The 16,377-nt window shown below is 38.4% G+C and carries 9 protein-coding genes; 4 read left to right on the top strand and 5 right to left on the bottom strand.

Going from position 1 to position 16,377, the window contains the following annotated elements; genetic code table 11:
- Positions 1-260: 260 nt before the first annotated feature.
- The 3 genes from IPI99_05715 to IPI99_05705 all read right to left on the bottom strand — a co-directional run bounded on the left by IPI99_05715 (position 261) and on the right by IPI99_05705 (position 3,505).
- Positions 261-2,105, bottom strand: coding sequence for a T9SS type A sorting domain-containing protein (locus IPI99_05715; GenBank protein MBK7340005.1), 1,845 nt, complete (start codon positions 2,103-2,105; stop codon positions 261-263).
- A 111-nt stretch (positions 2,106-2,216) separates the two neighbouring features.
- Entirely contained in the window at positions 2,217-3,200 is a 984-nt protein-coding gene (locus IPI99_05710; GenBank protein MBK7340004.1) for an NAD-dependent epimerase/dehydratase family protein, read from the bottom strand.
- On the bottom strand, positions 3,197-3,505 hold the full coding sequence (locus IPI99_05705) for a cytochrome c (GenBank protein MBK7340003.1): 309 nt from the start codon (positions 3,503-3,505) through the stop codon (positions 3,197-3,199). The genes IPI99_05710 and IPI99_05705 overlap by 4 nt, the downstream gene beginning before the upstream one ends.
- Before the next feature lie 112 nt (positions 3,506-3,617).
- Between IPI99_05705 and IPI99_05700 the strand changes: the two genes are divergently transcribed.
- The 3 genes from IPI99_05700 (at position 3,618) to IPI99_05690 (ending at position 6,562) form a co-directional block, all read left to right on the top strand.
- The gene (locus IPI99_05700) at positions 3,618-4,997 is read left to right on the top strand and encodes a TolC family protein (GenBank protein ID MBK7340002.1); all 1,380 of its coding nucleotides are present in this window, start codon (positions 3,618-3,620) and stop codon (positions 4,995-4,997) included.
- 19 nt (positions 4,998-5,016) lie between these two features.
- Positions 5,017-5,646 carry a pyridoxamine 5'-phosphate oxidase gene (gene pdxH / locus IPI99_05695; protein ID MBK7340001.1) on the top strand — a complete coding sequence of 210 codons (630 nt, stop codon included), beginning with the start codon at positions 5,017-5,019 and terminating at the stop codon, positions 5,644-5,646.
- Positions 5,647-5,821: 175 nt separating this feature from the next.
- Positions 5,822-6,562: a glucosaminidase domain-containing protein gene (locus IPI99_05690; protein ID MBK7340000.1), complete on the top strand. Its 741-nt coding sequence runs from the start codon at positions 5,822-5,824 to the stop codon at positions 6,560-6,562.
- Between the two features lie 42 nt (positions 6,563-6,604).
- Here the strand turns inward: IPI99_05690 and pdxA are convergent, their stop codons facing one another.
- Together pdxA and IPI99_05680 are read right to left on the bottom strand one after the other, a co-directional pair.
- A complete protein-coding gene (pdxA, locus tag IPI99_05685) occupies positions 6,605-7,663 on the bottom strand; it encodes a 4-hydroxythreonine-4-phosphate dehydrogenase PdxA (GenBank protein MBK7339999.1) in 1,059 nt (352 codons plus the stop codon).
- A gap of 205 nt (positions 7,664-7,868) precedes the next feature.
- On the bottom strand, positions 7,869-10,280 hold the full coding sequence (locus IPI99_05680) for a gliding motility-associated C-terminal domain-containing protein (protein ID MBK7339998.1): 2,412 nt from the start codon (positions 10,278-10,280) through the stop codon (positions 7,869-7,871).
- A 210-nt stretch (positions 10,281-10,490) separates the two neighbouring features.
- On the opposite strand from IPI99_05680, the gene IPI99_05675 reads away from it, so the two are divergent.
- Complete coding sequence (locus tag IPI99_05675; GenBank protein ID MBK7339997.1) at positions 10,491-16,196, top strand: hypothetical protein; 5,706 nt, start codon at positions 10,491-10,493, stop codon at positions 16,194-16,196.
- Positions 16,197-16,377: the final 181 nt, after the last annotated feature.

The raw sequence follows: 16,377 nt of genomic DNA, 5'->3' as shown, positions 1-16,377 counted from the left end.
TTGTTGTGAATAAATATTTTTCAAATATACTGACAAGTCTTGAAGTATAGTCATTAGCTATTAATTGTTTTTTCTAATAACGAATAAAAGCTGGAAACGTGAATACAAATAGCAAAATCACTAGAGACTTAACACCGAATTTTATAGCTTGAATTCGACTCAGAGATATATTGAGTTAATGAAGATTGAATAAGAGTTGAGAACAAAAAAAAGCCCGATAAACGATACCGGGCTTTCATTTATAGAAAATTATAATTCCATTATTTCACGACTGTAAAGTTTGCCTTTTGGAAACCTTTGTCTGTTTGAACTTTAAGTATATATTGACCTGCAGGGAGTTCAGATACGTCAAATTTGCTGACATACTCTTGCCCTGATTTATCATTGAATTGTGTGATCAACCTTCCATTGATATCAATAATGTGATATACCATTGAGGTTGTGGGCTGGGCGAGTTTAATTTTTGCTACCAATTCCGTTGTTGCAGGATTTGGAGACAATTGTACCTGAACATCAGCGTCAGTGAGAAGGTCTTTGTTAGAAACTACTTGTTCACTCATAATCATTCCAGTAGCCAATGCTCCCCAGAAAGCTCCACTATAACCCATATATGGCTCTAACCCACTATCATTGAACAAACCAGCTTCTTCAAATGATACAACCCCAGCAGGGGTGAGAGTCGTCTGAAGGTAAGGATATGCGTCCCAGTCTAAAGCTTGAGCCGCTTCTCTGATTTGGAAGTTAATTCCATAATCTATCCCAAAGTCAAATGGAAAGAACATTGGTGCATCACCAACATATCTTATAGCAGCAACATATAAACCTTCATTCTCCGGAATAATGTAATGAGGCTCAAGTCCGGAAAAATTCTCCAGATTCATACGCACGAGTCCCGAAGAAGCTGTCGTTCCTGAAGGGAAAGTATATGTTCCAGCTGCAGCTATCATCATCTCGTCGTTAGTAGCTTCACCATCTTGATTGACGTCATCCCATCTGTAAATATAGCCTTCCATGGTAACACCTGCTAGAGTAGATGGTGAACTCACTAACACTCTGAAAACCAAAGAATCGATAGAATAACCCTGCCCATTGTTCAATCTATACGGAGAAAGCATCTCCAAAAAACCAGTTCTATTTGCTGCTGAAGGTCCAAAATAAGTTGTAACTAAAGGTTCATTCGCAGCCATATTCCATCTGGCTTTACTATAAGCAGATTTTGTTACATAAAAGCTTGAAGTAGCGATGTTGTCTTTGATAATTTTCTCTGTACTATCAGAACTTACTGAATAGTCAATCTTGTATTGACCTAAACCTTTATTGTTTGAAACAAAAGGATATTCTGCGATCAAAATTCCTGTAGTTGAATCAGGAAGGATATTGATTGTATCTGTGCTTGTAGAATTGAATACCTCAGTACCACTAGGTACATGAGTTATGGTAGCTTTCGCTTTCACATTTGTGGCTTCTTGATATCCATCGTTGGTAGGTAATGCAGCAACTAAAACATCAAAATCAGCGGCAGTTTTGATTTGTGAAAGAGGTACAGTTCCAGCTGGTGCATGAGCTATTTTTTCAAGATTATTAATTCTCAAGTCAACATTTTGATCAGGGAAAAGTCCAATTGAGAAAGTAACTTTCTCACCTGATGTTATTGCATTTTTTATTCTATTCCCTTCATCAAAACTTACCATGACACAAGGAATAGTGATTTGATCTGCAATTGCTTGAGTCGCGACACCCATAGCAAATGCCGGCCCACCAAGTGTTGCAGAATTGCTGTTCATCACAATAACCATGATGGCTCCAGCGATCTGAGCATTCAAACATTTCTCATCAAAATTGCAATTTCCACGATCAATCAAGGCAATATTACCGGAGATTGCAGCCCCATTTGTAATAGGTCCTGAATTACAAGCAAATGCAGGTACTGTTTTGATACCTTCACCGGAAATTACACTTGTAAATTCCCCGCCAAATCCTGCTCTTACAAAGTCGATCTGTCCGGCAATGCTTGAAGGCGCATTAATAAATGCGAGTTCTTTTTGGGCTTGGACCGACAATCCCAATGCGGCCACAAAGCCAAGTAGTAGTAAAAGTCTATTCATAATTTGTTTAGTTTATAGTTTGAAGCTTAAAATTACGACAAATTCCAGTGTCTTAGAAGTCATTTATACATAAATTAATTAGTCAATTTTATGTTCATCAATTATAACAATTTATATATTAGATTTTTTAATCATATATAGTCCGGAGATCCGCAACAATTGGTCTCTTAAGCCTTCCCTCTTTAAGCTCATGTATGTAGAATTTGCTTTCTGGTAGCTTAGAATTGTGCTCACCTGCTTCTCCGTTTCTGAGGTCATGACTGATTTAACTCCTTTTATTTTGCTCACGACATTGTCAGTCCAGCGAAAAATTCGAATCATACTGCTCCCGATGAGAGTTGAGGGCGCCTTTTTACCCATTCCCTCTGCAATCCAAGCAAAAAGGTCTTTGTAATGCACTACTGAATCGTAAACCAAACTCTGCTTTGCTTCTCCATCATGCCGAATCAGGTGGACGATCCATTTTGCGGTATTCTCTGCGGTACAAACGCCAATTTTTCCAGCAGGATAATACCTCAATCCTTGGTGCACTCGTCTGAATACGGCATTGGAGCCCTCCGTCCAATCGCCAAATCCAAGGATCAAGGCCGGATGTACTATTTGCACAATCATACCTTCTGCCTCTGCCCTGAGTATCTGGAGTTCTGCTTTGTATTTACTCTTTGCATACTCACTTGTAAAAACCGGATCACCCAATGCATCCAGTCCGATATAATTGGGGTCAGATGATCTACTCAGTGTGGAAGCTGAACTAATGTAAATTATCCTTCGCACCCCTGCATGCAGACAACAGTCTACAAGATCTGATGTAGCTATTTCATTTACTCGATATAGCATATTGCGATCAGTTGCAGAATAAGAAACTAAGCCTGCGCTATGAATTACGGTATCTACGCCTTCCAAAGCAAATTCGTAAGTATCCGGACGAAGTAGATCAGCTCTTATCCAAGTGAGGTTTTCCTTGGAGCAAGTCGGTGAATTCTGGTGATGAATAGCAACTATTTCTTCTAGCGGCTCCTGGAGTAGATAGTCTAAAATATGTGATCCCAACATTCCTGTAGCTCCTGTCAAGAACAGCTTCTTCCCCTTCCTCATAAACTATCTTTTAAGGAGTCTGCATATTTTGCCAGTAGAACTATTTCCATGCTGTCCAGCGCGGTAGTGAATCCACTCATCAGATTCCTTCCATAGCGGATCACGTCTTCCTTTTGTTGAAGGGAAAGTGCAGAAAACCGAAGATTCATGGCTCCATTGGACATCAGATTGCCATCTGCACCATGACATTTGATACAATAAGTTTTGTAAAGTTCTCTGCCCTGATCAAATTCATCTTTCGTCCGCTTTGATTGAGTACAGGACATCCAAATCAGTGCGACGCTCAAAAGTATTCCACCTTTCATCTTATACGGCCCGCAAATGTAAACTTTTTAAGCAGGAGATAGTTTAATTTCCCATCTGTACCCAACAGTCATATTTTTGCATCATTGTAATACAATCGTACAAATAGCCATCATGTTTAAAAATACCTTTCTACTATTTTGTTTGATCGTTCAATCATTTTTGATCCAAGCACAGCAAAATTTCAGTCTTTCCGAAGCTGTAGATTATGCTATAAAGGAAAGTTCAAGGTTAAAAATTCAAAAATTTGATATAGATGATGCCAAGCAACAGGTGAGAGAATATTATGCAATCGGATTGCCCAAACTCAAGGCCGGGGCTACTTACAATTATTTTCTCGATATACCGACTAGCATATTACCTGATTTCTTAAGCCCTGCAGTGTATGGTATCTTGTTCAAAGAAAATGTAATACCATCCAGAGATATTGATTTTGGTTCCGGCTTTCCTGCACAATTTGGTACCAGCCACAATTTGAGTGGCAATATCGAATTTTCAACGCTCCTTTTTGATGGAAGTTTTTTCGTTGGATTAAAAGCCCAGAAGCTCTATCAAGAATTGATCTATAAGCAAATTCATCAGACCGAAGCCGATGTGAAATATCAGGTTACCAAGGCCTATCTCTCTGCATTGTCAACGGAAGAATCAATACAAATTATAAACAAAAACATCAGCAATCTGGAAAAAGTGTACCATGAAATGAGTGAGATTAACAAAGCCGGATTTGTTGAAAAACTCGATGTGGATCGCTTAGAACTCTCCCTGGAAAACCTGAGAACAGAAAAGGAAAAATTAAGTCGTATATCGGAGGTCGTTCAAAATCTGCTTAAATTCCAAATGAATTATCCACTTGATCAGAAAATCGTTTTGTCGGACAATTTAGAACAAGTGATGAACCGGTCATATCTCGATATTATGGATCCAAATATTCGAGTAGACATTAATAAAAGACCTGAGACACAAGTCATCGATCAAACATTACAATTGCTCAATATCAATCTCAAAAGGTATAGGATGAGCTATTTTCCATCACTTTTTGGCTTTGCCTCACACTCACAATCTTTACAAAGGAACAAACTTTTTGACCCAGATGAAAATGGCTGGTTACCAACGACAGTAGTTGGGCTTCAATTGTCAGTACCAATATTTGATGGATTTGATCGAAATGCAAAAATCGCACGTGCAAAAATTGCGCTTGCCAAGACCAATACTCAAAAAACGGAATTTGAAAGGGCAGTTCAACTTGAATTTTCAAATGCAAGATCTCAATATCTAAATGCGTTGAATACTTTGGAGTCGCGCAAAAAATCGCTCCAATTGGCACAGAAAATATATGATACGAGCAATATAAAATTTAAAGAAGGTGTAGGTTCATCCTTGGAACTCACACAAGCGGAACGAGATCTTTACCTCTCTCAGGCAAATGTCCTAGAAGCTAAACTAATGCTCTCTCAGGCCAAAGCAGATCTGGACAAAGCTTTGGGCAACTATTAATCTACGAAACTTTCAATCCATGAAGCTTCATCATATCAGAGCGGAATATACGCAATCATCTTTAAACATTGGGGACGTAGAAAAGAATCCTATAGATCAATTTCGCAAATGGTACAAGCAGGCTGAGGAGGCTCAACTTGATGAAACTAACGCCTTCACATTGTCCACTGTGAGCCAAACAGGTCTGCCATCCTCACGTGTAGTCCTGTTGAAGGAAGTCTCGGATGAAGGCTTCGTTTTTTTTACAAATTACAACTCTCAGAAGTCTAAGGAGATAGAATCGAACCCCCAAGTGAGTATGAATTTTTTTTGGATGGGTTTGCAGAGACAAGTGCGGATTCAAGGTCATGCAGAAAAAATCTCAAGAGAGGCTTCGGTACTCTATTTTGACAGCAGACCTTTGGAAAGTAGGGCTGGATCTGCCGCTTCTCCGCAAAGTGCAGAAATTGAATCAAGGGAAGTCCTCGATACCAGATTTAACCAGCTTCTAAGCCATCCTGAAGAAATCAAATGTCCAGAGCATTGGGGGGGCTATTTGATCAGACCTATTCATGTTGAGTTTTGGCAAGGCCGCTTAGGCCGGCTACATGATAGAATCGCCTTTGAAAAAATCGATCTATCATGGCGAATTTTTAGGAAAGCACCTTGACATACGTCTTGTTTTTAAATCAACCAGCAGGTAAGATATAAAAAACACATTATAATTATTTATAACTTATATATTATTGTATATAAGGATATTATACAATATCAAATATAAACTTTGAAGAATTTGGTATCATTTTTGCTCAGGGAAGTGAAGAAGAATAATTTTGTGCGAAATCATGAAAAAAGGAATTCAAATCACAGCTTTTCTGAGCATCATTTTAGCCGGCATTTTTGGCGGATCATTCAGGCCCATAAGTGTTCAAGAGCTCTATATGGACCAATACAAATATGTAGCAATCAGTGAGATGCAAAGGAGTGGAATTCCTGCTAGTATCAAAATGGCTCAGGGAATCATGGAATCCATGGCCGGCAGATCAGAGCTTGCTGTCCAGGCAAACAATCATTTTGGTATCAAATGCAAAGGCACCTGGACTGGTGAAACTTATCTGTACCAAGATGACGATCTCGATTCATCAGGTCAGTTGATTCATTCATGTTTCAGGATGTATCCTTCCGCTGTAGATTCCTACATAGATCATACTGACTTCATTCTCGGTAGATCCAGGTACAAAGAGCTATTCAATTACTCGAAATTCGATTATGAATCTTGGGCATTGGGACTAAAAAAATGCGGTTATGCTACTGATCCACTTTATGCAAAAAAATTGCTCGAGACCATCAGGAAATATAATCTCGAAAACCTGGATAAAGAAGCTGATCCAATAGGCTGGGAAGCTTATCAGAAGGAAAAAAGTAAAATTTCTGTACTGCCGACACCTAAGAAAATTGAAGAATCAAAAGTGCTTTCAAACAACAATAAGCCGGAAGTAAAAGCAGCTACAAAATCTGTAAATAAATTAAAAAAGAAAAAGAATCGTCGTAAGTTTGCATCGCCAAGGTTATCAGGGTCGAAGTAAACCAATCTCAGACCAAAGACGAATGTTAATAGAGTGACCAACCTACTCGCTCATTTCTTCTGATAGCTTTGGCCTTTTTTTCAATACATTTTGTCTCATTTCCACATATCCTCTTTTTTCGAGTATGAGGTCTTTTGCCCAATACATAGCTTGAATCATTGAACCCGGATCAGCCATATTCTTACCGGCTATCTCAAAAGCGGTTCCGTGGTCTGGAGAAGTCCTTACGAATGGTAATCCAGCTGTATAATTCACACCTGAATTAAAAGATAATGTTTTGAATGGAATAAGACCCTGATCATGAAACATAGCCAATATTCCATCAAATTTTGAAAACATACCTGATCCAAAGAATCCATCTGAAGGATAGGGTCCCGAGACAAACAAACCATTTTTCTTGGCTTCGATTACTGCAGGACGGATAAAACTTTCCTCTTCATTGCCCAACAAACCTTCTTCACCAGCGTGAGGATTTAAACCCAGGACTGCAATTTGTGGCTTGGGAATGCCAAAATCTTTACGCAAGCTCTCTTCCATAATCAGAATCTTCCTGAGTATCAGCTCCTTCGACAAAGTTGAGGGTACTTGAGACAATGGAATATGGTCAGTCACCAAACCCACCTTGAGCTTATGGCTCACCATCATCATGAGTACATCATTTACACCTGCCTTCTCCTTGAGATAAGACGTATGACCCAAATGCATACTGCCGGCTAGTCTCATCGATGCTTTGTTTACCGGTGCAGTGACGATTGCGTCTATGTCGCCTTTAACGACATCTTCTACTGCCTTTTCTAAACTGAGAAGAGCATATTTGCCACCATCCGGACTGGCCTTGCCAAGATTTATAGTGACAGTATCATTCCAACAATTGACCAGATTTAGCTTGCCGGCTTTTGGTTTTTCGCCTTGATGCAGAACATGAAAAGAGAGATTGTCGAGCTGGACAATATTTTTATGATAAGAGCTGATCTTTATGTTTCCGTATAAGACAGGTGTGAAGAGTTCTAATATACTTGGATTCTTAAGTGCTTTGAGTATCACTTCGAGACCGATACCATTGATGTCGCCTGAAGTAATACCGATTTTTATTTTTTCCATTCGAATTGTTTGTGCGAAGATAGCCATACCGGAATGAATTCAAATTGCTTATTTCCCCGGGAAACGCAACGAGTCCCCAATCATCCGGATTGTAAAAGAAGCGGTATGGGTAAAATCTTATTTATAAAATCTTGTTCAACACAGTTGAATATTTCTTTGAGACATCTACACGTCAGAATGCAATAATCAAACTATGTTTTCTCTATCATTTGATAATTGAAAATGATCCACTGATATTTTTTCTGTCACAAAATATGTCTTCTGCTTCTATAGAATAAATATAGGTTTCTAAAGGCGATACTGTTCCTTTGAAAATAAGATCCCATCCTTCATTGATATTATCAGATGAATATACCCTTTGTCCCCATCGATTATAAATCTCCATTTGAAAAGATTTAATCTGCTGCAGACTATCCGAAGTCACTTTGAAAATTCTGTTTTCCGGAATTTCTGAGTATGGTGCAACGACATTTGGCATTTTGATGATTGGGAAGCAATCTTTCTTATTTAGAATGTGTTGTTGTGTAAAAATAGATTCTAAACATTTGTATTCTAATTGAACACTGGCAGGAGATTTCACTTGAAGAAATGATAAAGTATCGGCAGAGTTATTCGTTTTCCACTTGTAACTCAATAAACTATCTATACCACTGATATATTGGGCAGTAAAATTCATACTTTCAGTACAACATAATGGGTCATAATAAATGGTAGGTAATTGCGGGTTTAACTCTCTCACAATATGCATTTGACTGAATTTTGATTCAAAACAAGTATAATCTACAGTACGGGTGGCAGGTGCTTTAACACGTAGAGTATCTGTCTTCTCGCCGGTGCTCCAAACAAAACTGGTGTTTGGGAAAGTTGTAGCTTTAAAAACCTCTGATTCTCCTTTGCATTTCAATCCGTAATTTACCTCCGGTAATTGTGTTTGAAAAACTTCTACTTTATGTTTTTGGCTAAAATGGGTTTCAAAACAAGTATAATTCACTGTACGGGAATCAGGCGCCAGGACATGTAAAGTGTCAGTCGCCTCTCCTGAACTCCAGACAAAGCTGGATTTTGGGTAAGAAAGAGCTTGAAAAATAACCGGTTGAGCTTTGCAGCTAACCGGATATTCAATGTCAGGTAATACCGGTGAAAACTCTTCAACAAAATGCTTTTGAGTAATTGTCATTCCGCAATAAGTGATTGTCACTGTAACCGAAGAGGGAATACGCACTTTTATAGAGCTCTGTGTAGAGCCCGTCTCCCAGTTAAATGTCGTATTCTCTGTATTCGGAACATTAAATGTTATAGAATCTCCTTTGCAACCCGGAGGATAAGGAATCTCACCTGATTTCAAGTCAAATTTTTCACATAATCTTTCCATTTGAAAAGTGTCCAGCACCAAACGTTCATAAGAATCCAGTTTTGGAAAAGGAGTTTTGCTGAATGTAGGATGATCGAAAGTATCTGTTTTCATGAGCTGAGCCGGCCAGAAATTACGCTTGGTAGAGTCTTGACAACTAAAATCCATGAACTTGCTCAATTTTACATTAAAAAGCATATTAAAAGAATCTACTGCCAGTACAGCAGCAAATACTCTTTCTAAAGTTGGGGTCACCTTGTAATTTGTCAGCTTTAGAGTTTTATCAAATAGTGAATTTGACTTGATGGCATCCTGTTGCAGATCTCCCCAAAAAGATGCAATCGATGCTTTGGCATTGCGCCCTAGAGTCAAAGTATCAGAAAAAGTAGTATAGTACTTTCCATCTCTTCCATAGAAACTATACGGCTTTATATCCGGAAAATATTGAACCAGAGAGGAAGCAACGTCAAGCTCTCCACCGTCTGATACTCTTAAAAACCTGAAGTATCTCTGGCCATTGTTCTCCACCCATCCAGAGAGAGCTACGGGTTCATTGGGAGAAGTATGAATGACGATATTGTTTTGCATTCCTGAAAACCGAGTTTGGAAGGAGTGTACAAAATCGACCTCTGCATTTTCGTTCATTTGCATATACAAAGAGTCTCCCAATGTAACTAACCATCTACCTGCCTTGGAATAGTTGATGTCTTGCATTTGTAGGCTGCTGTCCAATTTTAAAAGCTGTTGAACAGTATAATCCGGCAGAGCTTTTAAAAAACAAAAGGAGGCATCCTGTTGATTATTGCCTCCATTGAACCCAAGAAAATGATTGTGGTCTTGAACGATGACTTTCGGATTGGATACAAAAGGCATTTGCTGAAAATGCATTCTTTTTCTGATCAATGAGCTGCCGTCTTTATTGACATCCATGCACAATATGCTCATTCCGACGGTATCCCTGAGGACTCCACTCATATGAGCCACATCATCTGCCATAAACAATGAAGATTCATTTAACAAACCGGACAACTTGAATTTACGAGACCATTCCAGCTTACCACAAAAATCAAATTTTGCAAAAGTGATTGCTGAATCTCGGGTGACAAAGACCTGCATCCAGCCTGCATCAGAAGTAGCTCCGATATGAGCATCCGTCACACTCAGGCTGTCTTTGTAGGCATCTACAAACTGGAGTGGTTGGGCCCATACCCACTGCATGGCTACAACAGTTAAAAAGAATGCTTTGGAAAAGGTCTTGAACATCATTTACTTCATTTTAAATCATCGGTGCAAAGATAACACCCTCCGGCCGGTTTTTGGGGGATTGATTTGGTCAGAATCTATTGAACATCGGAGCTGTGGGACATTTTAGAAACTTTTTAATTATATTATTAAAATATTATATATATATTTGCAGGTCTTTCTGTGACTAATATGTTACAAAAAGATTATATTTAATAAGCAAAACTACTCGACATGGTCTCTTTACAACGGATGCATAGCCCATCGTGGCTGTCTTTTGCATTGATTTTGTTGGTCTTTTCATCACTAAAGTCCCAGGTAAGACCGGGTGTCCCGGCCACACCTTGCCCAATCCGAAACGGGCAAAGCATTATTTCAGGTGACTTACGTCTCAGTCCTCATTCATTCAAGCAGAATTACTGTACAAGTGCCAGTTTGGACTGGAGTTCAATTGATCAATCCATCGTGTCAGACAATCAATACTCATCAGTTGAGCTGAATGCGGGGACCAAATCTTCCTGTCTTATCCTGGGAGGATTTGATCTCAAAATACCGGCTGGAAGTGTCATCCATGGGATGAGTTTGGAGTTGGAAGGCCATGTAGAGAAGGGTCCAGTCATTACAGAAAAGGTTCAGCTCATCAATGGCTTGGGCCAACTCATTGGAGAAAACAAAGCAAACCGCAACAATTCTCCGGCTTGGCCTCTGACAAACGGAATAGATCAGATTTGGACATATGGGTCTCCAACTGATCAATGGGCGAGCTCCCTGAACACTGACTTACTCAACGACCCGGGATTTGCCATTGTCGTGCAACTAGCAAACAATCAAACATCCACCGCGGTGGCGAAACTAGATCAGGCTAAATTGATCATCAGATACACTTCAGTAGGAAGAATTTGTATGAAAGAATGTGCCATGTTGTTTGTGGACCCTGTACCTGGTGCAGAAGAATATGAGTGGAGCTACCCACTTGCTGCTTATCCGGTGTCTGCCACAGACAATGAAGAAACGATTTCTCTCAATATGGAGGGATTGATGCCTGGTGTATATGAAGTCTGTGTCGCAGCAAAAAATAGTCGCGGAAGCTCATCTAAATGTTGTCGTTCTTTTTTACTCTCTCCATGTACTTCCGGTTCTGTCGGAGATTATGTATGGGCAGATGAAAATGGAAATGGGTTACAAGAATCCGGAGAAAAAGGTGTACCACAAATTACTGTAGGTATCTATGATGCTTTGACAAAGAAATTGATCAGATCAGTAACAACGGATTCGTCTGGTCACTTTAGATTTGATGGACTGAATGAAGGTTACTATTACTTAAAATATAATCTAGCAGCTAATTCTTACTTTACAAAAGTAATCTCATCTCCGACCGGATTTGATGTGAGCAAAGCAGATGAAAGCAATGGACCAGGTACCTCAGCAAGTTTCTATTTGGCCTCCGGTCAATTCAGGGATGATATAGATGCCGGCATTTTTAGTTTCTCGTCAATTGGTGACATGGTATGGTCAGATGACAATGGAAATGGAATTCAAGATCTTACTGAAAACGGCATTTCTGGAATCCGACTTTATCTTTATAATGATCAATTAATTTTGCTTGATTCAACCCTGAGTTCGAATGAAGGTAAGTATACTTTCTCAAAACTGTTTCCTGGAAATTATCTCATCAAAACTGTGTTGGATTCCAAATATAGTGTGACCCAACAGCATTCAGGAAATAATCATGAAAGGGACAATGATTTTGACAAAAATGGATGGACCTCCCAGATATCATTGCAATACAATTATAATAACGGTTCCATAGATCTTGGCATTCAGGAAGTGGGAGCCATTTGTGGAACTATATGGTATGATTCCAACAAAGATGGTCTGAGGGCTACAAATGAAAAAAGATATCCAGGTGTTAAAATTTACTTACTGGACGATTCTAAAATCGTAAAACTAGATTCAGCATATACTAACTCAGAAGGTAAATATTGTTTCCCAGAAATTCCTATCAAAAATACACGTTATCTATTGATTGATTTACCAAAAGAAAATATCATCACATTTACCGACAATGGTCCCGACAATATCGACAGTGATTTTGAGACTACGGGGTTTTCGAAAGCACAATATTTTGTTTATTCTGCCGTACTTCAAATCGATGGAGGATTGTATTATAATTGTCAATTAGTTGCATCAGATCTCCATGTTGTGGGGCCATCATCGTTTTGTATTCAAGCAGGACAAAGAGCAAATTTGAATGCAGCTCCTGTAACATCAAATCAATATCCATCCAACTACAAACTTTATTATGTACTTATTGATGAAAATGGTGATGTAATTGAAACAAAAGATTTTCCACAATTTGAAATTTACTCAGAAGGTACTTTTACAATTTCGTCCATCATTGTAGAATCCGATCCTAATGGATTCGACTTCGTCGACATCAACTCGTTGACCAAGGGAGTGAATTTTGAAAACTGGGTAAACGGATATCTTACGAAAGGTATCTGCCTAAAATCATCTCAGAATTCTGCAAGATTTTCCATCACACCGTGTGCTACATTATCAGGGCGCGTATGGTACGATTATGGTAAAGATGGAATTCAAGACCCACAGGACAGGGACATGAAAGATATCCAAATTTACTTGACCGATTCAGGCTCAAGAGTATTGGATTCAGTACGTACAAGTCCTGATGGGCTTTACAAATTTGATCATTTGGTCACAAATATTATTTACAGGTTGCAATTCAATTTTCCAAAAGATTTTGTAGCAAGTCCAAAAGATGCATCAGGTTTTGAGTACAACGATTCTGATATCGACGGAGCTGGTTGGAGTGATTTAATTCCATTAACTGGTAAAGATAGTATTGTAATTGATGCAGGAATGTCTCTCAACTGCACTGCCTTAGCCGGAACTCTGCAAAAATTGCCTCTGCAGAAAGATTGTTATTCCGGCAATTCGCTTCTGATCGAATCAAGTCCTGCCAATAGTGCTGTAATTCCTGCAGGTTTCAGCATAAAATATATTTTAACACATGGCCCAAATTTTATCATAGAAGATTATAGTAACAGTCCACAATTTTATGTAAATCAGATTGGGACTTTTTCCATCTATGCTCTTGTGCTCAATGAAAATCCAACTGATTACAATTATATCAATCTCAATTCCAGGATCCAAAAAGGGACAACTACACTGGTAGGATTCAGCTCTCCTTTGAGGTCTGAAAATATATGTCATGCAATCACATCAAGAAGTGTAAATCATTTCATTTATGATTGTGTGAATATTGAAGGCTTGGTATGGTATGATAAAAATAAAGATGGATCTCAGGCAAACGAAAATGGAGTACTCGGAACTAAAGTATATCTATTAAGATCAAATGGAACTTTATTGGATTCAACTGCAACTACAGGAGATGGAAGGTATAGATTTTCTTCCATTACTCCTTCGATAGATTATAAAATAAAAATTCTGGTGGACACTCCTTATATTTTCACATTACAGGATGCCACAGGTTCAGAAGCTGATGACAGCGATGTAGATCAAAGCGGTTTGTCCAGAGTCTACAGCCTAATACCTGGAACAACCCAACAATCAGATGCAGGTATTTTGTTTCCTTGCTCGGTGTTGGCAGCACCAATAGAATATAGGTTTCAATCAAATACATGTCTGAGGCCTTCAGGTGTTGATTTAAGGTCAAGAGTTGTCGGAAATCATTCATATAACAATAAATTTCAGGTGCTTTACCTGCTTTCGAATAAGGAAACAGATGTCATCCTTCAAACCTCCGTAATCCCTGATTTTAGAGTATATGATTCAGGGATGTATGAAGTGTGGGGTTTGATCATTCCGAACAGTTCTCACCCTGAGTATGAAGACTTTTCTTTTTTAATTCAAGGAAAAACAAAAATTGACGAAATCAGAAGTTTTCTAAATAAAACGAATATTTGTCACAGCTGGACACCTAATACTGTATCTTTTAATGTGATAGCATGTGACAGAATAGCGGGATCAATTTGGGAAGATCAAACAAAAGATGGATTGCATGATAGCTTTGAGCCTTTTTTAGAAGACATAAAAATCTATCTTGTAAATAATCAAAATACAATTATTGACAGCACTTTAACCAATGATAAAGGATCCTACGCCTTTATTAATTTAGTTGCAGCAGACTACTTTATCCGTGTTTCGATTCCAGCAGATTTTCAAATGACTTTACAGAATGTTGGTACAAATAGATCAATTGACAGTGATTTCTCTACTCAGGGAGAACTATTTGTGAATTCATCTGAAGTGCAAACCGGTACTTTTAAGGACGGTGGATTAATAAGAGAATATGGACAAGTTGGGAATCTAGTCTGGGAAGATGTCAACGGAAATGGCATTCAGGAAATTGGCGAACCGGGTATAAACGGAGTTACACTTCATCTCTACCAGGCCTCCACTCACGAAAAGATTGCTTCCACAATTACTTCTGACATGAATGGTATTAGCGGATCTTATTTATTTCCATATGCACCAGTTGGCCAAACTTATATTGTTGCAGAAATGTCGTCAAGATATTGTGTTACATTGCAAGGCGCTGGATCTAACAAATTGGAGGATAATAACTTTAAAACACATGGACAGATTCACACGTCAGATACATTTAATGTAATCGCTCAAACCCAAAATTCGGATGTAGATCTCGGTATTTTTAGAAAATCTACAGTGGGAAACTATGTCTGGTTAGACCAAAATCAAAATGGAATTCAGGATTCGAACGAATCAGGAATTAATGATGTAATTGTACGCCTCTTCGAAGCTTCAGGAAAAAAAATAGGTGAAATACAGACAAGATATAACCCAGAGTTCCAGACTGACGGTTACTTCGAATTTAATGATTTAAAACCGGGCTACTACTATCTGCAATTTACAAACACTCTTGGATTGGCATTCACGCAAGCAAATGCTGGAACCATCGACTTTGATTGTGACGTAACAGAGTCCAACGGTCCAGGTACAACAGATCAATTTTTAATAAACTCCGGTGACATACAGCTCCATCACGATGCCGGTTTTATCCCTCCTGGATTGATTGGGGATAATATTTGGATGGATAATAATTTAAATGGTTTACAAGACCCGGAAGAATCCGGGGCTTCAGAAATTACTGTAGAACTATACAACGCTTCTATGGATAAAATCAAAGAAACGAAAACAAATGCATTTGGTGAGTATCATTTTCCTGTGGAGCCCGGACAATACATAATTCGCGTAGTGCTGCCCGAAGGACTTCAGTTTACTAAATACAATCCTTCAAACGATGAACTCAACAGCGACATCATGGGAACATATGGGGAAGGTACGAGCAATATGATAGAACTGAGTAAATATGGTGAGCATGCAATCATCAATGCAGGCCTTGTACAACCTTCAATACTCGCATTAAACGAAATAGAATTGAATGCTAAAAGAGTGAAAAACTCTGTTCTTATAGAATGGAAACATGAAATTAAATCAGTTAATGGAAAATTTGAAATTTGGAAATTCAATTACCAATGGATGAAACTTACAGAATTCTCTGGTAATAATATTCCTTATAACCAATTACAAAAATTTGAAGACAAAGATCCAGTCATGCATGCTGAGTCACAATATCAAATACGATATACATACGAAGGCGGGCAAATCTTGTCCAACATTATTGTCTTGCCAGTAAGTTCCAATGAAATTAAAATTCAAAATCAACTGGTATCAGACAATCTGATTGCTATTCAAACAAACACAGCTCCTATTCAATACTTCATCACTCATATCAATGGTAAAGTAATCAAAACTGGCAATTTGTTACGCACGGAAGAAGTAATTTCTATAAATGACATTCCTTCAGGCTTTTACTTTATCCGATTTAATTCTGAAGGAAACTTCCTTAAAGCAATTCCTTTTGTTGTAGTCAGGTAAAACAAATGAAATAACAGATAATGAGCTTTGCTGTAGTATGAGTCTTGCGGTAAGGTTGTCATTCATTATAATAGTTAGCTGAAAAAAAAGAAATTTCAGCTATTCATTCTAAACCCAACATTCGTGGTTGGAAATCAAAGACTTTGGTTTGTCAAAAGAGTTCAATACAATTTGTTCATAA

This window comes from Saprospiraceae bacterium (genome assembly GCA_016710235.1).
GTDB lineage: Bacteria > Bacteroidota > Bacteroidia > Chitinophagales > Saprospiraceae > Vicinibacter.
The sequence above is the reverse complement of the archived record's forward strand: the minus strand, read 5'-3'. Positions and strand labels throughout refer to the sequence as shown.